The following is a 20,521-nucleotide window of genomic DNA, read 5'->3' on the forward strand; positions in this document are numbered from 1 at the left end:
TTTATAAGAAGCATTTTTATTCCTTTTTTAATCGTTTTTACTCACACATCACTCCCATTTGTAACTTTCAAGGAAATGATTTTAATTGATTCAATATGAGATTTAAGATGGGAGGATCTTACTTTATTTGTGGTTGTAATTCAGTATAAAAAATCGAACTCTTATAATGATAAGTCAATATATTAAATATCTTATAAGAGAACCACCTCATTTCTATAGTGAATGAGAATATCAAATATGTAATATTTTTTCTTTTAACGTATATAAATACTGAGTAGATGTTATCGCTCTTTTTTTGCGTGCTTGTTCTTTTAATTAAAAAACATTGATGTTTATCACAAGATGGATCAATATATGAATTTTCATTATTTGAGAAAAAGGTTTCATATATTTTTAAGAGACTGTACTCATGCAAGAGAAGATGCAACATTAAACGCTATAGAAATAAGGGGGTACTGATTTTATAAGCATAAAAATGGTTCTTATTCGATATAAGCGACATTTTATAGTTTCAGATAATTATATTCTTTAATAAGGAGGGAAAAGCGAGATAATTTTTATAAAAAGCTGAATGAGTACGACTTAAAGTGCAGAGAGGAATGCATCTGTAGAGCAAATTTTACTTTTCTGTTTATCTAAGTGATTTGGGTATGGTGTGCTTTATATTACTTAAAATAAAGCAGTTGCGAAGATAGAAGTTATATTCTTATTAAAAAAATAGTTCTGATAGTAGAAAATACAGAACAATTTAAGTTTAGTCTTTTAGTTTTCGCAAAAGTTCTTTAATATCTAACCTTATAAGCAGCTTAAGGTTTGTCATATTAGGATAAAATACCTCTTCAGCGATTAGTTTTAATAGCTCATTATGCCGTATTTTGAAAAAAACACCTGAAAAAAAGAATAACTCTACTCAAATTTAGATGTTATAGAAATATTGTTAATCATAACCTCCTGTGTCACAATCTGTTCCAACAACTTTTTTGTTCGTAATATTTTTAAAAATATAATGTCCTGACCAAGGAAAACTTATATGAAGAGATTTTATATTTTTTAGGGTAAAGATTTTCTTTTCTTTATCATGGGTTATTTTCTTTTCATCATCAACAAAAATTCTCAATTTGTTTAAATCAGAAGGGGCAGAGTATGATAAAGTAAAGGATACTTTCTTCGGTTTAAAGGTATTACAAGAGTATTCAACTCCTTGCTGGAATGTATAGGATGGTGTGATCACAACACTTTCATCCCGCGCAAAATTCCATTTTTTTTCACCAAAGCCAGCAAATGCAACACTAGAGTAGGCGAGAATATTTGCGGCTAATAATCCTCGCGTGAAGACTTTTTTCATTATCCTCTCCTTTTTTCTAACGTGAGGTGAATCATAAATCAGTTTTTATAAAGATACAAGTTCAAACTTAACGCTAAAATCAGGGCTAAGTTGCATTTTCTAGTTTTAAACCATGTTTAGAATGATATTAATCTAAAAGATTCGAATGCTCTATTATGTATAATAATTTGAATTGTTTTGAGAGCTAATTTAGAAGTTCGTTATCTTTATTGGAATATTGTCAGAGGAAATGACTTTTCTCAAGAGGCTCTCTTTGAATATATAAAGGGAAATAGATGGTACAAGCGTTTTTATTTTTGGTTACTGTGTTTTTTTACACTGGTTTTTATACGAGTTGAATTGCGGTTTATCATGATATAATTTGTGAGAAAATATTATGAAAATAATTTATATATTCTATTACGAGCTGTTTTTTCTTCTTCAGTGTTTATGAAGGGTGTTGAGTAGAAAAAATGAGCCCTTTCAAGATGCGTTGCATTATGAAATTTTTACGATGCTTTTTGATATCAACAAAAAATGATAGCAGCTTAATTGCTTTTATATATACGATGTTCGATCGTTTTGTGCTGGATAAGTACCGATAATACGCAGTTCTGCAGAAAAGAAAGATAATTCTTCTAAGGCAAGTTTCATCATCGGGTCTTCAGGATGTCCTTCAATATCAACAAAGAACTGTGTTGCATTGAAATTTCCACCAATTTGATAGCTTTCTAATTTTGTCATATTGATACCATTCGTTGCAAATCCTCCCATAGCTTTATAGAGAGCAGCGGGGACATTGCGCACTCGAAAAAGAAGACTGGTGATGATTTTTTCGCCATTTTGAGGTTTGGGGACATGTCGTTTGGAGCGTGAAAGGATGACAAAACGGGTAATATTATGAGGGTTATCTTCAACATCTCTTTCAATAATATCAAGTCCATAGAGTTCTGCTGCGATTAAAGGTGCTAAGGCAGCCTGTGAACGTTTAGCATTTTTTTTAATAAATTTTGCAGCTCCAGCGGTGTCAGCAGAAACAACAGGTTTCCAACCGTTGTTTCGTATGATTTTTCGGCATTGTGCAAGGGCATGCGTATGGCTGTGGACGGTTTTAATTTCGTCATGTGTAACGCCGGGCAAAACCATGAGTTGAAAATGGATAGGTAAAAAATATTCATCAATAATATAAAGAGATGATTGTGGTAAAAGATGATGAATGTCTGCAACGCGTCCCGCAAGGGTATTTTCAATAGGGATCATAGCAAGATCAGCTTTCCCGCTTTCCACTAAATTAAGGGCGTCTTCGAAAGTAGCAGAGGGAACAGCATCCATATTGGGGAACATATTGGAGCAAGCAATATGGGAATTAGCGCCGTATTCTCCTTGGAAAGAAATTTTATTGGTTTTTTTAAGTATTTTCATGCTAAAATCTCACAAACTCTATCGAGATCATGTTGTGTGTCTACACCTAAGGGAATTGTATCGACTATTTCCACATCAATACGCATATTGTTTTCTAATGCACGTAATTGTTCAAGTTTTTCACGTTTCTCAAGTGGTGAGGGTTTGAATGATACAAATTTCTCAAGTGCTTCGCGCCTATAGGCGTATATTCCAATATGGTGATAAAGAGGACCCTCTCCATAAGGTGCTTTGGCGCGCGTAAAATAAAGAGCACGAAGGCGATTTTGAGAAAGCGGTGTACCAATGATTTTGACAACATTGGGATCTCTTGTTTCATTTTCTTCAATGATTTTGGCACCCAAGGTTGCAATATCAGTAAAGCTATTTTCTAAAGGGCGTAGCGCACGAATGATTTCACGAGGCATGATTGTTGGTAAGTCACCTTGTATATTTAAAATGGCGTTGTAGCGTTGTTCAGGATCAATGCGCACTAAAGCTTCATAAATACGATCAGATCCAGACTTATGATCACCTCGTGTTATGATATATTCATGCCCATAATCTGCAACAGCTTTAGCGATATCATTATGATCTGTTGCAACGATTGTACGTCCTATTCCAGCTTTTTTGGCTTGTTCTGCGACATGAACAATCATCGGTTTTCCGCCAATTTCAGCGAGAGCTTTTTGAGGAAGACGGGTTGAGCCCATACGGGCAGGAATAAGAATAATTGTTTCAAGAGCCATTGTAAGATTCCCAATGTCATCTGTGATGCATTTATGATGTTGTGTGTTATAAAGAAGATGTTGTGTGTTATAAAGAAAAAGCTTAAACTAAAAATGGTAATAAAATCGTGAACATTTGAGTTTTTATGAATCGCTCGAGATTTATTTATTTTATTTGTGCTTGTTTATGTGTGCTGGTCGCTATTGTGGGGATTTTCACACTCAGCAATATAGTTTACGATCATCCTACATCAGTCCAATATCATCATACAGTTGCCAAGAATGATATATTTCAAGAAAAACAAAAAGCACCTGATGTTTCCCTATCACTAAATAGCCGCCTTCAACAAGGCAATTTTGAAAATGGCCGTAAAGTTTTTCGCCAATGTGCCATATGCCACACATCTGGACGCAATGAAGCAGGGCGTGTTGGTCCAGTTCTCTGGGAGATTGTTAACCGCCCTTTGGCATCAGCAGCAGGTTTTGCTTATTCACGGGCATTACGTGCTCATTCTGATCAAAAATGGGATTTTGTAACGTTAGATCGTTATTTACATTCTCCACGTGAAGCTTTTCCTGGGACCATTATGTCTTTTCGTGGAATTAAAAATGACCAAGATCGTGCCGATCTCTTGCTTTATTTACGCAGTTTATCCGATCATCCTGTTCCTTTACCAATGGATAATAATAAAGCGAACGAGCCAAATTAACTTATACCATAGATGTTAATTTTAGAAAGAAGTCTGATTTTTTTTGTAATTTTAGTTTCACAGTTTTATAAAAAGAGCTCTTATTGATGTTTTGTTAGGGGGGGACGCCCCTCACGCAAAACAGAACATATTTAACATTGCATATTTACTCGCTTATTTTAAAGAGATCTTTTATAAAAATGCACTCTTTACGCTGTCGTCTGTGGATTGGTTTTCAAGATTTGTGTGCTTCACTTTTTCTACATATACTTGTCTGTGAAATTATTGCTGAAGGATTATCAATTTATGAGCCGCAGCTTTCTGCTTCTAAATGCAATAATTATATAATTAAAGCTCTCCATGAGGTTTATCTCAATCCTTCTATACACAAATCCCCATGTACTTTTACATCAATTCCCATGTATTTTTCTTATGAACAGAGACAATTGATTGTTCTTATACGTGCAATAATCCTAAGCTGCATTTTATGATGCTCGATGAATAGACGTTTTCTCTTGAGGTTAGAGATGTACTGACAGATCATTAACCTTTTATAGTATCGATCACTAAAATGTGACTTAGATTATTTATTTATAGGTTATGGTTTGAAGTAAGCACTTTCATGTGAAACAATTTTTATGTGTGAATATTAAAATAGTTGAATAGAGTTCTGCTGATTGTATTTTTATCTACGTCGAAAATTTTTTACACAAGAATATTGATAGCAGCTATGTTCCCACGAGTCTCTGTCCATTTATAGACGATGACATGAAATTATGCTGATAATCCATTATAGAGAATTATTTTTTCACAAAAGGTTTTCCATATTTGTGATAAATTTAATAGGTTTCATTGGTTACAATGTTTCGATGACTTGCGATAAAATTAATTAGTATTTCAATACATATTGCGAGAGTGCTAAAAATTAGTGGAAGAGAGGACATAATCATGATTCTCCAAGCTTCTTAATAACTATGGTATTTTCTTTATAATTTGAGCGTTTATAAGTAATAATATTAAATTGCGCTAATAATCCATTATAGAGAAGAATCTTTCCTACTAATGGCTCTCCGATGTTTGTGATCATTTTAATAACTTCCATTGCTTGTAGGGTTCCAATAACGCCAGGTAAAACACCGATGATTCCAGCTTCAGCGCATGTTGGAATAGTATCGGGAGCAGGAGGGGTGGGAAATAAATCGCGATAGTGAGGATTATTGTCTTTATACGGCATAAGGACGGTTAATGAGCCATTAAAACGTTCTACAGCACCACTTATTAAAGGTTTTTTACATTGGGCAGCGTGATCAGCGAGAAGATAGCGAGTGGTAAAATTATCACTTCCATCAACAATGATGTGGTAAGCATTGAGCAGTTTATCCACATTACTTTTATCTAAGCGTAGGGTGTGTTTTTCAACTACAACATGGGGATTTATTGCTTTTATAGTGGTTTCAGCACTGTCTGTTTTGCTTTTGTTGATTGCATTTGTTTTATGAATAACTTGGCGTTGTAAATTGGAAAGTGAAACGATGTCGTTATCGACAATTCCAAGAGTTCCAACACCTGCGGCAGCCAAATAGGTTAAGACAGGAGCACCAAGACCACCAGCGCCTACAACAAGAACGCGTGCTTTTTTTAGCTTTTGTTGCCCTGTACCACCAATTTCAGGCAAAATGATGTGGCGTGCATAGCGTTCGATTTCTTTGTTGTTTAATTCTATATCTGTTTCTTGTGTCATAAATTTTCTCTTGTCATAGTTCTTTTATTGTTTACTAAGTTTATGATGCATAGACCAGTCTGCTTTTAGGATAGAGAGGATTTATTTATGAAAATTGCCATTCAGATGGATCATATTTCAACAGTTCGGATTCAAGGAGATACGACATTTGCACTCGCTTTAGCAGCCCAAGAACGTGGACACTCTCTCTTCCATTATACACCAGATCGTTTATCTCTATACGATGGTTGTGTGATTGCACGACTAGAGCCATTGATTGTACATGATAAAGAGGGAAGCCACTATCGATTAGAAAAGCCTGCTCGTACGGAATTAACAGATATGGATGTGGTTCTTTTACGCCAAGATCCACCTTTTAATCTCAATTATATCACAACAACTCATTTGTTAGAGCGTATTCATCCTAAAACACTCGTTGTGAATGATCCGGCATGGGTACGCAACAGTCCAGAAAAAATTTTTGTTACTGAATTTTCTGATCTGATGCCAGAAACATTAATTACCAAAGATATTGAAGAAATAACAGCTTTTAGAGAGACATTTGGCGATATTATTGTTAAACCACTTTATGGAAATGGGGGTGCTGGTATTTTTTATTTAAAACAAGATGATCGCAATTTAGCATCATTGTTAGAAATGTTTGCAGAAATTTATCACGAACCTTTTATTGTTCAGCGCTATTTAGAGGCAGTACGAAAAGGAGATAAAAGGATTATTTTGCTTGATGGTACACCTGTTGGAGCTATTAATCGAATTCCGACAGAAACAGATGTGCGCTCTAATATGCATGTTGGAGGTCGCGCGGAAAATGTGGAGTTAACAAAACGTGATTATGAAATTTGTGAACGCATTGGTCCAGCCTTAAAGGAACGCGGTCTTCTTTTTGTGGGGATTGATGTGATTGGAGATTATATAACAGAAATTAATGTGACGTCTCCTACGGGAATTCGTGAAATTAAACGCTTCTGCGGTACAGATGTTGCTCATTTGTTTTGGGATGTTATTGAGTTCAAGCGTTCAAATGAATTTATTTGACAGAGGACAAAAACATGGTTTTAAAAAAATGATCCATGTTGTTTTTTATATTTGTTATGTTGTAAATGTGAACTAGAATGACCGTATAATATAAGTTAAGAGGCTTTGTTTTCGATTTTTAGGGAGTTTATAGATGAACAAAGTATTATCAATTGGAGTGGGATTGATTTTTGCGCTACTGCTGTCAGCAAATGGAGGCAATGCGCGCGATCAAATACAGATTACTGGTTCATCTACAGTTTTACCTTATCAAAAGATTGTTGCTGAAACATTTGGAGAAATTTATCCCCATTTTAAGGTTCCTGTTATCGAATCGGGAGGAACAGGAGCTGGTATTAAGGAATTCTGCCGTGGTATTGGGGAGAACACTGTTGATATTGTTAATGCTTCGCGAGCAATGAAACCGAGTGAATTACAGTCTTGTTTTGATGCTGGTGTAAAAGATGTTGAGGAAATACGTATTGGGTATGATGGCATTGTTTTTGCAACTGATATTAAGGGACCTGATTGGAAATTACAGCCAGTAGATGTTTATAAAGCCCTTGCTGCTCGAATTATTATAGACGGAAAGTTGCAACCGAATAATGTTTTGAAATGGAGTGCAGTTAATAGTGCTCTTCCTGATTGGACGATAGCAGCGTATATTCCTGGGGAGAAGCATGGGACACGTGAAGTTTTTGAGGAAAAATTACTTACTAAGGGGTGTAAAGAGAGTGGGGCAGTTGAGGTGATGAAGTCTTTAGGAATGGATGATAAGGAGATACACACTGCTTGTATTGCGGTACGTAAGGATGGAAAAGCGGTTGATATTGATGGTGATTATTCTGAAACATTTGCGCGTCTAACTTCTAATAAAACAGGGGTTGGTATTTTTGGTTTGTCTTTTTATCAAAATAATGCTGATAAACTAAAGGTTGCCGATATTAACGGTTTTGCGCCAACAGTTGAGACGATTTCTAGTGGACAATATCCGGTTTCTCGTCCGCTTTTTTTCTATATTAAGAAAGCACATTTAGGTATTATTTCAGGTTTGCGAGAGTATGTTGACTTTTTTCTTTCTGATCAAATGATTGGTCCAGAGGGTCCTTTGGCTGAATATGGTTTGATTGTTTCTCCTGAAAAGGAGCGTCAAGCACAGCGTTCTGATTTTTCTGCTGGTCGAGTAATGACATTGAAATAATTTGCAGGGAAAATTTGTTGGATTTCTGGGATAGGGAATTTGGATGCTATTTTTTTATAAAAACTGAAAGATAAAATGCGCATTTCCTTTATTATTTTGTTATTATTGACTTTTGGATTTTGTGGTTTTTGTATTTCTTATATGCGAGCACGCATTCTTGAATACAGACAACATAAAATGCATTCTCGTGCGTATTATTATGGCTGGTGGACATTTTTGATTACTGTTATTCCAGCTTTTATTTTTTTAATTGTTTGGGATGCTGGGAGTACAATTTATTTAGAATATAATGCCTCTCGAGAGCTTGAGGCGTATAGTGCGCATGTAACAGAGCCTGTAAATCACGATCTACTTTGGGAGACACTTCGAAGTCTCGTCAAAAAGATTCATCGCTTTGAGGGGAATCTTTCTAGCGCTTCCTATAAGGAAGTGCAGGCACAATTACTCGCGAAGGGATTGATTTTATCCGATGAAGCATCGGATGATGTGTTCAAAATAGCACAGTCGTGGGTATTCTCTTCTGAAAAGCTTAAGTTTATAGGTTATGTTTTTCTTTTTGCTATTGCGTCCTTTGGTTTTATCTGTGGAATGATGCAAATTGCGCCTCATCAACGTGCCCGTAATAAGGTTGAATCTTTTATTATTATTGGATTGATTTGTGCATCTATTGTTGCAGTCTTGACAACAATAGCCATTGCGCTTTCTATGCTTTTTCAGACAGTAAGCTTTTTTCAGTCTGTATCCTTTTCAAATTTCTTTTTAGGAACAGTTTGGGATCCGCGTTTTTCCGCGAGCGGTTCCAGCGATGAAGTAGGACAATTTGGTTTAATACCGCTTCTTGCTGGTACGCTTTATATTGCATTTGTTGCCATGCTTTTTGCTGTACCTATAGGACTATTTTCAGCTCTTTATATGGCGGAGTATGCTTCTGCGCGATTGCGAGCAATTGTGAAGCCATTGTTAGAAGTTCTTGCTGGCATTCCAACGATTGTTTATGGCTTTTTTGCTTTGAAGGTTGTGGGACCATTTTTACGAGATCTCTCTGCTTCTCTCTCAGACGGGGTTAGTTTTATTATGGCACAAAGTGTTTTGACTGCTGGAGTTGTGATGGGAATTATGTTGATACCTTTTGTTTCCTCTTTATCGGATGATGTTATTACGGCTGTTCCACGCATTTTACGTGAAGGTTCTTATGGTTTAGGCGCAACGCAATCTGAAACAATTAAAAAAGTTGTTATACCAGCAGCGCTTCCAGGGATTATGGGGGCCATTTTGTTGACGGCATCGCGTGCAATTGGAGAAACAATGATTGTGGTTTTGGCGGCAGGTGTTGCAGCAAACTTAACACTCAATCCTTTCGAAGCAATGACTACGATGACTGTTAAGATTGTTAATCAATTGACCGGTGATTTTGAGTTTAATTCTCCACAAACTCTGGTGGCTTTTGCCTTAGGGATGACGCTCTTTGTTATGACACTTTTGATGAATATTCTAGCTCTTTATATTGTGCGTAAATATCGGGAACAATATGAATGAATGAAGATTTTTTTCCTCGTCGCAATATTAGTCTCAAGCGTCGGTATTGGGCTGAACGTCGTTTTCGTGCCTATGGTTTGATTGCCATTTTTATTGGTTTATTTTTTTTATTTACGCTTTTATGGTCTATCATTAGTCAGGGTTATACAGCTTTTTTTCAAAGTGAAATGACATTATCAATTTATTTGGATGAAAAGATCATTGATCCAAGTGGTCAACGTAAAACAAAACCACAAGTGCTCATGACGGCGAATTATCCACTTCTTGTACGCAATGCTTTAGCGAAGAAACTTAATATCAATCAAAATGATCGAGCCTCTCTTTTGGACGTTAACCGGATGTTTTCAAATGGTGTCCGTGTTCAACTGCGTGAAATGGTGACAAAGAATCCAAAACTGATTGGCACAATGCAAAAAGTTAAAGTTTTGGCATCTGCGGATATTGATTCTGCTTATAAGGGACAGATTGATCTGCGTGTAGCAGAAAAAAACCGTAAAGTTTCTAATCGACAAATAGAATGGATAAAGCGTTTAGCGCATGATGGTACGCTTTATAAAACATTTAATATTGGTTTTTTTACATTTGGCGCTTCAAGTCGTCCTGAGACTGCGGGATTAGGTGTTGCGATCATTGGTTCTCTTTATATGATAGGCATCGTTTTATTAGTTTCCCTTCCGATAGGCATAGCAACGGCTCTTTATTTAGAAGAATACGCACGCAAAAATAAATTTACAGATTTTATAGAGGTTAATATCAATAATCTTGCAGCTGTTCCTTCAATTGTGTTTGGTCTTTTAGGACTCTCTTTTTTTGTTAATTTTTTAGGATTACCACGTTCAGCCTCTTTTGTTGGTGGTCTTGTTTTAGCGCTCATGACTCTTCCCACGATCATTATTGCAACACGTTCTGCTCTGCGTGCTGTTCCTCTCTCTATTCGTTCTGCAGCTTTGGGGTTGGGAGCATCAAAAACACAAATGATTTTTCATCATGTTGTTCCTTTAGCTGCGCCTGGCATTTTGACAGGCACAATTATTGGAGTCGCTCAGGCTTTGGGTGAAACAGCTCCTTTGCTTTTGATTGGAATGGTTGCTTTTGTTGTTAATATTCCTACGACCCCCATGGATCCAGCAACGGCTTTGCCTGTTCAAATTTTTATGTGGGCGGGTGAAGCAGAGCGTGCTTTTGTTGAAAAGACATCAGGTGCTATTATTGTATTGATGATTTTTCTTGCGATCATGAATATTTCTGCGGTTTTTTTACGTCGACGATTTGAACGCCGCCAGTAATTTTAATAAAACAACAGCTTTGATAAGATTTTTGTAAGGTGAATTTTTGTAATGAAGATTAAAATGCGCGGTCAGGATGTGAAGGTTTCTTACGGAGATAAAGAAGCACTCCACGGTATTACACTTGATATTCCTGAACATCAAGTAACTGCTTTGATTGGTCCATCAGGATGCGGAAAGTCAACTTTTTTGCGTTGTTTTAACCGTATGAATGATACAATTGAAGGCGCTAAAACAACTGGTCTTATTACCTTAGATGGGGAGAATATTTATGACACACGGATTGATGTTGTAGAATTGCGCGCTCGTGTTGGAATGGTTTTTCAAAAGCCCAGCCCTTTTCCAAAATCTATATTTGAGAATGTTGCGTATGGTCCACGTATTCACGGTTTGGTAACAACACGCTCTGAATTGCATGATGTCGTTGAAAAGAGTTTGAGGCAGGCAGGTTTGTTTGAAGAAGTAAAAGACCGCCTTCATGATCTTGGAACAAGTTTATCAGGGGGACAACAACAGCGTTTGTGTATTGCACGTGCTATTGCGGTTAGTCCTGAAGTTATTTTGATGGATGAGCCATGTTCAGCTCTTGATCCTATTGCGACAGCACGGATTGAAGAGCTTATCGATGCGTTACGGCAAAATTATACAATTGTTATCGTAACGCATTCCATGCAACAGGCCGCACGTGTTTCTCAACATACGGCTATGTTTCATTTAGGGCATTTGGTAGAAGTTGGTGCGACTGAAATGATCTTTACCTCACCAAAAGAGCAACGGACGCAAGATTATATTACGGGGCGTTTTGGATAGGTGAATTGAGGAGTATAAGATATGTCTATGAAACATACTGTCCGTTCTTATGATGCAGAACTAAAATATTTAAGAGTAAGGATTACAGAAATGGGGAGCCATGCAGAAAGGATGATTGAACGTTCTGTCGCATCGGTTGTGAGTAGTGATCTTCAACTTGCAACGACAGTGATTGTCGATGATGTGTTTTTAGATGAAGCAGAACGTGACATTGATGAAAAAGCGGTTGCTATTATTTGCAAACGCCAACCGATGGCTGTCGATTTGCGTGAAATTATTGGAGCCATTCGTATTTCTTCTGATCTTGAACGGATTGGGGATATGGCAAAAAACATTGCTAAAAGGACTGTTGCACTTTCAGAAATACGTCAATCTGCTTCTGTTTATCATGGGCTTGAAACAATTACAGCTTTAGCACTCAATCAATTAAAAGAAGTCTTAAATGCTTATACGAGTCGCCTATTAGAGCGTGTTGACGCGGTGCGTGAGCGTGATGAGAAGATTGATGCTTTGTATACTTCTCTTTTTCGTGAACTTTTGACGTATATGATGGAAGATATGCGCAATATTACGGTTTGTACGCACTTACTGTTTTGTTTAAAGAATATTGAACGAATTGGTGATCATGTTACTAATATTGCTGAAATGCTGCATTATATCATAACGGGTTACCATATGTCCTCTGATCGTCCTCGCGATGACCTTACTTATAAAGTTGGGGTAGGTGAGAAGAAAATAGATTAAAATTTTTCTTATATGTATAAAATAAGTTTGTAGATATATGAGTATTTTCTTAAAGTGCAGCTATAGAAAGAATAAGATAACCATCTTATGGAAAAGCACAAAGAAGCAACAAAGAGTTTTTTCAGAGAAGCATGGCAGATTGTTAACTCTTGGTTTGACATTTGTATATTAGATGATATCATCACTCGTATTGTGGCAGGAGGGGAGTTTTCTAGGGGAATTTCCTTTCAGATCATTTTGTTAAAATTTTATATTAAAGGGGATATCTGTATTATTTTTTCGTATGTAGAAGAAGTGGATAGTGTTACTTTATTGTAATTGAAATGTGTGGGTTATTATAGCCTATATTGAACCATGAAGAATAACAATATCGATCTGTAAATTAAGAGTTTTTTATTTTTTATTTTGCATAGATACTTTTTGATTACCTCTTGTATTAAAATTTTACTGAGTGGTAACAATTAGCTATGTACTTTATTGAGAGATACATTTAAAGCTCATTTCAAGACTTGAATATCTCAGAGATTATAGGAATGTGTTGCATAAGATGAAAAAAAATCGTTGGAATGTTTTTGTTACCTGTTGTGTAGCGCCGTTAGTTGTTGTGGGATGTGCTTCAAGTCATTTAGATGCTGGAAAAATAAATAATAATAAGACAAAAATGGTTACATATCCATTGACAGAGCGTCAATGTCTTATGCGAGCGATGTATTTTGAATCAAATCGCACAAGCCGTGAAGGAATGATTGCCGTTGGAACGGTTGTTATGAATCGTGTTAATTCAACCGCCTATCCTAAGACGATTTGTGGTGTTGTTGGTCAATATAGGCAGTTTGCTCCTGGTGTTTTAACGCGTCCTATGACGGAGAAAGCATCTGTTGCTCGTGTAAGAGAGGCGGCTGATGCCGTTTTACGAGGTGAACGAGATAAGAAAGTTAAACACGCTAAGTTTTTTCATACCGCTGGTTTGTCTTTTCCGTATAAAAACATGCATTATGTTCAGGTTGCAGGGGGAAATGCTTTTTATGAAAAACGATCACGTGATGGAGAACTTCAAGTTCCTACAAATAATCGCCCTTATGATGTTGCTTATGCTTTTGCTCAAGAACGTTCTGGTCATGCGCCAAGCTTTATAGATGAAGGCTTAGAGAGTAGGGGCGTAAAGGCAGAGAAAAGTACATCTCCTTCGACAGAAGTAGCACAGTCCAAGATGGCACATCCTGCGCCTTTTGCTATGGTACAGCTTGATAAAGTTCCTATCCCTGCCTATGCACCTCAACATCTAGCTAGGAAAGAGGAAAATAAAACGATTATGGCTTTACCTTCATCTGATCAGTTAAATGCAATTGTTGCAATGTTAGAAAAACGACACAGGAACTAGTAAGTTTTTCATGACCAAAGAAGGATGATATACCCATTGCGATTTATGAATTAAGTGAATTTTAGCGATAATGATACGCATAAATATACGTAGAGAAAGCGAACTCAAAGGATCTGAAAAACAATTTATAATATGACGACATAAAGAACGCATTCTATTTAAAGAAGGGTATTGGTAATGTACTTTGATATTCATGAGACAATTTTGCCTGAAATGCTTAATCGTCTTGCAGAAATTACAGTGAAAGTGGGGTTGAATTTACAAGAGGGGCAGGATCTTGTTTTAACTGCTCCAGTGTCAGCGTTACCTTTTGTTCGGCGTATTGCATATCATGCTTATAAGGTTGGTGCTGGTGTCATTACACCAATTTTTAGTGATGATATGTTATCGCTTACACGGTTTGAAAATGCCCATACAGCTAGTTTTGATTGTGCCCCTTCTTGGCTTTATGAGGGAATGGCAAAGGCTTTTGAAAATGGGGCAGCGCGTTTAGCGATTGTTGGTGATAATCCTTTGCTCCTTTCCAATCAGGATTTTGATAAGGTTTCACGTTTAAATAAAGCCACTTCAATAGCTTACCAGCCGGCACTCAAGCAAATATCAAATTTTGCTATGAATTGGTCGATTGTTGCTTATCCAACAGCAGGATGGGCTGAGGCAATGTTTCCTTCTTTACCACTTAATGAGGCGATTAAAAAATTAGCCGATGCAATTTTTTCTGCTTCACGTGTTACAGGAGAAGATCCGGTGCAGGCGTGGACTGTTCATAATGCACATTTGAAGAAACGGTCATCTTGGCTTAATGAGCAGCGTTTTTCTGCCTTACACTTTACAGGGACAGGGACTGATTTAACTGTTGGTTTGGCAGATGATCATGAATGGCATGGTGGTGCATCCGTTGCTCAAAATGGTGTTATTTGCAATCCGAATATTCCGACAGAAGAAGTTTTCACGACTCCTCATGCTCATAAGGTTGAAGGTTTCGTTCGCTCAACAAAGCCCCTTTCCTATCAAGGAACTCTGATTGATAATATTGAAGTACGTTTTGAAGCCGGGCGTATTGTTGAGGCTCGTGCATCAACAGGCCAAGAAGTTTTACAGCAGGTTTTGCAAAGTGATGAGGGTGCAAGCCGGTTGGGCGAAGTTGCCCTTGTGCCCCATTCTTCACCAATTTCTAAGAGTGGACTCCTTTTTTATAATACCTTATTTGATGAAAATGCTGCATGTCATATTGCTTTAGGGCAGTGTTATTCCAAATGCTTTTTAGATGGGGCATCATTGACGTCAGAAGAGATTGCAGCACGTGGTGGGAATAAAAGTGTCATTCATATTGACTGGATGATTGGTTCTGGTGAAATTGACATAGATGGCATTACCCAAGATGGTGTAAGAGTTCCTGTATTTCGTAAGGGTGAATGGGCTTAATTTTGTTACCATAAAACACGGTCATTTGAGGTGGGGTGGGATGTAAGCTTTATTGATACGTTAAGTATTTTAGAGTGTGTGGTATATATTCAAGGCAGGGTTTGTCCATAAAGCCTTTAGTTAAATGATTCACATGAGTAGGAATCCAAGTAAAATCGACTCATCAAGAATTTGTTTAGTAGATGTAGAGGAAGTCTTCGTTTTTTGAGGGGGGAATAAGTCAATTTATCAGTGATACGATTGGAAAGTGTATAATTATTAAAGAAGAGTAATGCCTGAGCTTCCTGAAGTAGAGACAGTTCGTCGTGGACTTGAGTCCGTTGTAACTGATGCAAAGATAGTATCTGTCAAACTTAATCGTAGAGATTTGCGCTTTCCTTTTCCTGAGGCTTTTTCTGAGCGCCTTATTGGCAGAACAATTATAGAACTTGGTCGGCGTGCGAAATATTTATTATTTCATCTTTCTCAGGATGAAACGATTTTAAGCCATTTAGGAATGTCTGGTTCATGGCGTATAGAGAATGATTTTTTAAGAAAAGCTTGTTCAGCGTCAAGTAAATTAGTTAAACATGATCATTTTGTCATGGATATTCAGACAAAGAATGGTGACGTTTATCGTCTTATTTATAATGATGTGCGTCGCTTTGGGTTTATGCTTTTAGTCGATACGGATAAGCTTTATGAACATCCACTTTTAAATAAGCTAGGTCTTGAACCTATGAGTAATTCGTTTTCTGGTCGTTATTTACAAAAGGCTTTTGTTAATAAAAAAATGTCTCTCAAGGGTGTTTTACTTGATCAGTCTATTGTTGCAGGTCTTGGGAATATTTATGTTTGTGAAGCACTTTGGCGGAGTCGTTTGTCTCCACAACGTGGTGCATTTACATTGGCATCAAAAACGGCACGTGCACGTGAATTTGCAGATTCTTTAGCACAAAATATACGCAATGTGATTTCTGAAGCCATTTTGTCTGGTGGCTCTTCTTTACGTGATTATATGCATATAGATGGTTCGCTTGGTTATTTTCAGCATGCTTTTTCAGTTTATGGACGAGAAGGCAAGCAATGTTTGGAATGTGGAGCGCCTATTATGCGCATTTTACAGGCTGGACGTTCAAGTTTTTACTGCTCACAATGTCAAAAATGAATAAGGTGTCTTGCAAAATCTTACAAGAGGCTTAAAGTCATCGCATCTATAATATAATTACACAAGGCTTGAAAGGTTTTTTTTATGCTGAATAAAGTACTAACACATCTTGATGGAAATATAGAGAAGAGCCTTGAACGCCTTTTTTCTCTTTTACGTTTTCAATCGATTTCTACAGACTCGGCTTACAAGGATGCATGTCGTAAAGCAGCTGATTGGTTAGTAGAGGATTTAAAAAGCATCGGTTTTGAGGCTTCACGCCGTGATACGCCGGGGCATCCAATGGTTGTTGGGCATCATCCTGGACCTTCAGATGATTGTTTGCATGTGTTGTTTTACGGACATTATGATGTTCAACCTGTTGATCCATTGAGTTTATGGGAGGATGATCCATTTACACCTTCTTTAAAAGAGAGAGATGGAGAGAAAGTTATTTGTGCTCGTGGAGCTTCAGATGACAAAGGTCAGTTGATGACTTTTATTGAAGCATGTCGTGCATTTAAGAAAGAAACAGGGCAGCTTCCTATTAAAGTTACTGTTTTATTTGAGGGAGAAGAAGAATGTGCTTCTCCTTCCCTTATTCCTTTTTTAAAAGCAAATACAGATGAACTTAAGGCAGATTATGCATTGGTTTGTGACACGTCAATGTGGGATGCGGATACACCATCTATTGCTCTTTCTCTTCGGGGAATTATGGCAGAAGAGATTATTATCACAGCAGCGAATCGTGATTTGCATTCTGGTTATTTTGGAGGAGTAGCAGCTAACCCCATTCGTATTTTAACGAAAATCTTAGCAGGACTTCACGATGAAAATAATAGGGCAACACTTCCTGGTTTTTATGATGGCGTAGAAGAAACACCTCCACAGATTTTACAATCATGGAATGCACTTAATTGTACTGCTGAAAATTTTCTTGGTCCTATAGGACTTTCCGTTCCAGCTGGTGAAAAAGGGCGGAGCATTTTAGAGCTTGTATGGGCACGTCCTACCATGGAAATTAATGGTATTAGTGGCGGCTATGAAGGGGAAGGGATGAAAACAGTTATTGCTTCTCAAGCGAGTGCAAAAGTATCGTGTCGTTTGGTGCATAAGCAAGATCCAGAGAAAATACGCCAAGCGTTGCGTGATTATGTACGTAGCTCAATTCCTGCTGATTGTAAGGTTGAATTTAAGAATCACGGTTCTTCTCCGGCACTTCAGATTTCTGATGATTCATCTTTTATCAAGGAGGCGAAGGATGCCTTATCACAAGAGTGGGAAGTGCCTGCTGTTTTGACAGCCATGGGGGGCTCGATCCCAATTGTAGCAGATTTTCGGTCAATTCTTGGTATGGAAACTCTTTTGGTTGGTTTTGGACTGGCTGATGACCGTATTCATTCTCCTAATGAAAAATATAATTTAAAATCGTTTCATAAGGGGCAGCGGTCTTGGGCGCGTATTCTTGCTGCTTTAGCAAGTAGGAGGGTAAATGGCTGAGATTCGCGTTCATCAAGGTGATTTACCAAACTTAGACAATTATAAAACTGATGCCATTGCGATTGATACCGAGACTTTAGGATTACAACCCTATCGTGATCGTTTATGCGTTGTTCAGCTTTCTTCTGGAGATGGTACTGCCGATATTATACAGATTGCTAAAGGACAAAAGAATGCACCTAATTTGGTCAAGCTTCTTGAAGATAAAGCGGTCGTAAAAATATTCCATTTTGGGCGTTTTGATCTTGCTATTTTAGCACATACATTTGGTGTTATGCCAGAGGCTATTTTTTGTACAAAGATTGCTTCGAAACTCACGCGCACTTATACGGATCGTCATGGTTTGAAAGAAATTTGTAATGAATTGCTGAATGTGAATATTTCTAAACAGCAACAATCTTCGGATTGGGCGGCAGAAACGTTATCACAGGCACAAATTGAATATGCTGCGTCGGATGTGTTATATTTGCATCGTTTAAAGGTTATATTTGAAGAACGTTTAAGACGTGAAGAGCGAGAAAATGTTGCCAAGGCATGCTTTCAATTTTTGCCTATGAGAGCTAGGCTTGATCTTTTAGGATGGGCGGAAGTTGATATTTTTGCGCATAGCTAACTTTAAAATTGGCTTTTAAATGGAGTTAATTATTGATGTGAGAGGACAAAATGCTTGTACATTATGGGCATTTTATCCTCTCATCTTTTCTGATAAGAATTATAATAAATTCTTAAGTGCTATTTCATTTGAAGTTTAGGCAATAAAGGTACTTTTGCGAATTCATATTTTTTATTTTTGTAACAGCTTTTATTTGAAACAAAGCAATTTTGAGGAGAGGCTAAAAACATACGGTAGGTTGGAAGACTTAAATCTCTGAAACCGGTATACAGCCTAATTGGGGGAGAATATGAATGTGTAAATGTAAAAAACCAATCTCATCTTTACCATCATTTTTAATTCTGCTTTACGACTTTCAAAAGTATTTAAAGCAATGTCTGTTAAATAATAGAGATTACGCATTGCCCCATACTTTTGTTTCTCATGTTTTTAATGGATTTACGTTCTTCGTGTAAAACAGAACGCTCTAAACGGAATATATTTGTGTTGCTAATTCATGTGCTTTTTGTAAAGAAACCGACACCCAAGTTCATTTTACGGTGGCGCTCATAAAAGATATAACAATAAAGCTTCCAATACCAATATAAAATCTATTGAACACTACCATCTTTATGCTTATGGAGTAACAAGCCGCTACCATCCACACAACTGTGCCAATTCCCAATGTTGTGTAAGTCCTTAGCACTTGAGACGGTTCATAAGAGGCATTTTTAGTCTTTTTTTTAGTGTTTTTTATCTACACAGCTCTCACAACTTGTAACGTGCAAACAAATGGTTTTGATTGATTCAACATGAAAAAGATTTGGAATGAGAGAATCTTATGGTATTTAGGATTCTCAGTCAATATGAATAACGCTAAATTATCATTATAAATCAGTATATTATATGAAGTTCGTATAGTTTATTATTTTCAGACGATACTTCGTGCCTTTATTTATTACTCAATAAGTAATTTCTATGTTGGCAGAGCAGGGCAATTTTCTTTTATTTTAAAATTAAAATGCTTCAAAGCTTTGTTTTTTGAGGATTCTCACTTTTTATCTATAAACATGCTATTTTTCTCTAGAAATTTGCAATGAAGACACTAGATAAAATCCATTATGGATATTTAATGAGGTTAAATTTATGAATATAAAATATTTTATTACGGCTTTCGCTACGTTTGCTTCAATCTCTGTAGCTCAGGGTGCTTCTTTCTTGTCTTCTCAAAAGTTAATAGAGGGTATACCTTCTATTGTTCCTCCTAGAGATCTTTTTTCTAGTGAACAGTTGAGCAAGATCTTCTCTGAAGTTGTTCAAATGGAACTTTCTTGCACGCATAACAACCAATGCATAACAGCAGCTAAGTTAGTACCTGTATCATATTCTGGTAAAAAAAGATTTAAAAAGCCTAAAAGAGGATCAGGGAAAGGAAAACGACCAGACTTATTTGGACGAAGTCCAATGAGTTATTAAAAAGTAAGAAAACAACATCAAGAGGTCTAACGTATGATCGGGAATTGAAGAGAGGAGATATTTTTTATCATTTGAAAAGTGGAGGAGCAGTTGTTCGCAAAGGGTATTATAATTATGTACGGAGGGGGTGAAGAGTACTATTTGGAAAAGATATGGGGAGGTGGATTTCGGTGTAAGAATACTCTGTATAATGGCAATCGCTCGTTACAAAATTCATGGGTTTGGATAAATATAACCTCCCGATTTTGGGTTACGCTGTTATACTGTAAATACTGTCATTTTAAGCGTAACTATACAGCGCATATAAAACTCCTTGATAAGTGTTTTTAGAGTAGGGCTTGTCCAGAGAGAGCCTTTAGTTAAGTGAATCACATAAGTAAGGAGTTAAGAAAAATCCTCTCGACAAGAAACTAAGCTGTTTGCAGAGAGGATCTGAGAGGATACTTCATCAAAATCGAGTGAAGCAACAAAAATGTTAAACTTTTGATCTTTCATGCTATGCTTCGACTACAGAATTTATAAAATATTCATTTGTCTATGATTCAAA

18 protein-coding genes are annotated in these 20,521 nt (G+C 36.8%); 14 read left to right on the forward strand and 4 right to left on the reverse strand.

Features of this window, described 5'->3' with window-relative positions; all coding sequences use genetic code 11:
• Positions 1-937: 937 nt before the first annotated feature.
• From ACFINE_RS04505 to ACFINE_RS04515, 3 genes are all read right to left on the reverse strand, one after another.
• On the reverse strand, positions 938-1,345 hold the full coding sequence (locus tag ACFINE_RS04505; protein ID WP_375621204.1) for a hypothetical protein: 408 nt from the start codon (positions 1,343-1,345) through the stop codon (positions 938-940).
• Between the two features lie 537 nt (positions 1,346-1,882).
• On the reverse strand, positions 1,883-2,746 hold the full coding sequence (locus tag ACFINE_RS04510) for a prephenate dehydratase (protein WP_375611800.1): 864 nt from the start codon (positions 2,744-2,746) through the stop codon (positions 1,883-1,885).
• Positions 2,743-3,474: a 3-deoxy-manno-octulosonate cytidylyltransferase gene (locus ACFINE_RS04515; RefSeq protein WP_375611799.1), complete on the reverse strand. Its 732-nt coding sequence runs from the start codon at positions 3,472-3,474 to the stop codon at positions 2,743-2,745. Before ACFINE_RS04515 ends, ACFINE_RS04510 begins: the two co-directional genes overlap by 4 nt.
• 125 nt (positions 3,475-3,599) lie before the next feature.
• Here ACFINE_RS04515 and ACFINE_RS04520 point away from each other — a divergent pair, with 125 nt between their 5' ends.
• Complete coding sequence (locus tag ACFINE_RS04520; protein ID WP_375611798.1) at positions 3,600-4,163, forward strand: c-type cytochrome; 564 nt, start codon at positions 3,600-3,602, stop codon at positions 4,161-4,163.
• A 925-nt stretch (positions 4,164-5,088) separates the two neighbouring features.
• Here ACFINE_RS04520 and ACFINE_RS04525 read toward each other — a convergent pair.
• Complete coding sequence (locus tag ACFINE_RS04525; protein ID WP_375621205.1) at positions 5,089-5,883, reverse strand: molybdopterin-synthase adenylyltransferase MoeB; 795 nt, start codon at positions 5,881-5,883, stop codon at positions 5,089-5,091.
• 87 nt (positions 5,884-5,970) lie between these two features.
• Between ACFINE_RS04525 and gshB the strand changes: the two genes are divergently transcribed.
• From gshB to ACFINE_RS04590, 13 genes are all read left to right on the forward strand, one after another.
• Complete coding sequence (gene gshB / locus ACFINE_RS04530) at positions 5,971-6,918, forward strand: glutathione synthase (protein ID WP_375621206.1); 948 nt, start codon at positions 5,971-5,973, stop codon at positions 6,916-6,918.
• Positions 6,919-7,051: 133 nt separating this feature from the next.
• Positions 7,052-8,098, forward strand: coding sequence for a substrate-binding domain-containing protein (locus ACFINE_RS04535; protein WP_375613323.1), 1,047 nt, complete (start codon positions 7,052-7,054; stop codon positions 8,096-8,098).
• A gap of 75 nt (positions 8,099-8,173) precedes the next feature.
• On the forward strand, positions 8,174-9,634 hold the full coding sequence (pstC, locus tag ACFINE_RS04540; RefSeq protein WP_375621207.1) for a phosphate ABC transporter permease subunit PstC: 1,461 nt from the start codon (positions 8,174-8,176) through the stop codon (positions 9,632-9,634).
• A complete protein-coding gene (gene pstA / locus ACFINE_RS04545) occupies positions 9,631-10,920 on the forward strand; it encodes a phosphate ABC transporter permease PstA (protein ID WP_375611793.1) in 1,290 nt (429 codons plus the stop codon). The genes pstC and pstA overlap by 4 nt, the downstream gene beginning before the upstream one ends.
• Positions 10,921-10,971: 51 nt before the next feature.
• Positions 10,972-11,730: a phosphate ABC transporter ATP-binding protein PstB gene (gene pstB / locus ACFINE_RS04550; RefSeq protein ID WP_375621208.1), complete on the forward strand. Its 759-nt coding sequence runs from the start codon at positions 10,972-10,974 to the stop codon at positions 11,728-11,730.
• A 21-nt stretch (positions 11,731-11,751) separates the two neighbouring features.
• The gene (gene phoU, locus ACFINE_RS04555) at positions 11,752-12,474 is read left to right on the forward strand and encodes a phosphate signaling complex protein PhoU (protein ID WP_375621209.1); all 723 of its coding nucleotides are present in this window, start codon (positions 11,752-11,754) and stop codon (positions 12,472-12,474) included.
• A gap of 87 nt (positions 12,475-12,561) precedes the next feature.
• Positions 12,562-12,792, forward strand: a complete 231-nt coding sequence (locus ACFINE_RS04560; protein WP_375621210.1) for a hypothetical protein — start codon at positions 12,562-12,564, stop codon at positions 12,790-12,792.
• Between the two features lie 229 nt (positions 12,793-13,021).
• On the forward strand, positions 13,022-13,855 hold the full coding sequence (locus ACFINE_RS04565) for a cell wall hydrolase (RefSeq protein ID WP_375621211.1): 834 nt from the start codon (positions 13,022-13,024) through the stop codon (positions 13,853-13,855).
• A gap of 177 nt (positions 13,856-14,032) precedes the next feature.
• Complete coding sequence (locus tag ACFINE_RS04570) at positions 14,033-15,280, forward strand: aminopeptidase (RefSeq protein ID WP_375621212.1); 1,248 nt, start codon at positions 14,033-14,035, stop codon at positions 15,278-15,280.
• Positions 15,281-15,551: 271 nt separating this feature from the next.
• The gene (gene mutM, locus ACFINE_RS04575; protein WP_375621213.1) at positions 15,552-16,427 is read left to right on the forward strand and encodes a bifunctional DNA-formamidopyrimidine glycosylase/DNA-(apurinic or apyrimidinic site) lyase; all 876 of its coding nucleotides are present in this window, start codon (positions 15,552-15,554) and stop codon (positions 16,425-16,427) included.
• An 84-nt stretch (positions 16,428-16,511) separates the two neighbouring features.
• Positions 16,512-17,906, forward strand: coding sequence for a M20/M25/M40 family metallo-hydrolase (locus tag ACFINE_RS04580; RefSeq protein ID WP_375611787.1), 1,395 nt, complete (start codon positions 16,512-16,514; stop codon positions 17,904-17,906).
• Positions 17,899-18,519, forward strand: a complete 621-nt coding sequence (locus ACFINE_RS04585) for a ribonuclease D (RefSeq protein ID WP_375611786.1) — start codon at positions 17,899-17,901, stop codon at positions 18,517-18,519. The genes ACFINE_RS04580 and ACFINE_RS04585 overlap by 8 nt, the downstream gene beginning before the upstream one ends.
• A 1,125-nt stretch (positions 18,520-19,644) precedes the next feature.
• The gene (locus tag ACFINE_RS04590; RefSeq protein WP_375621214.1) at positions 19,645-19,974 is read left to right on the forward strand and encodes a hypothetical protein; all 330 of its coding nucleotides are present in this window, start codon (positions 19,645-19,647) and stop codon (positions 19,972-19,974) included.
• The last annotated feature ends 547 nt before the right edge of the window (positions 19,975-20,521 follow it).

Source organism: Bartonella sp. AA97HXZ (genome assembly GCF_042196985.1).
In the GTDB taxonomy this organism is placed as follows: Bacteria; Pseudomonadota; Alphaproteobacteria; order Rhizobiales; family Rhizobiaceae; genus Bartonella.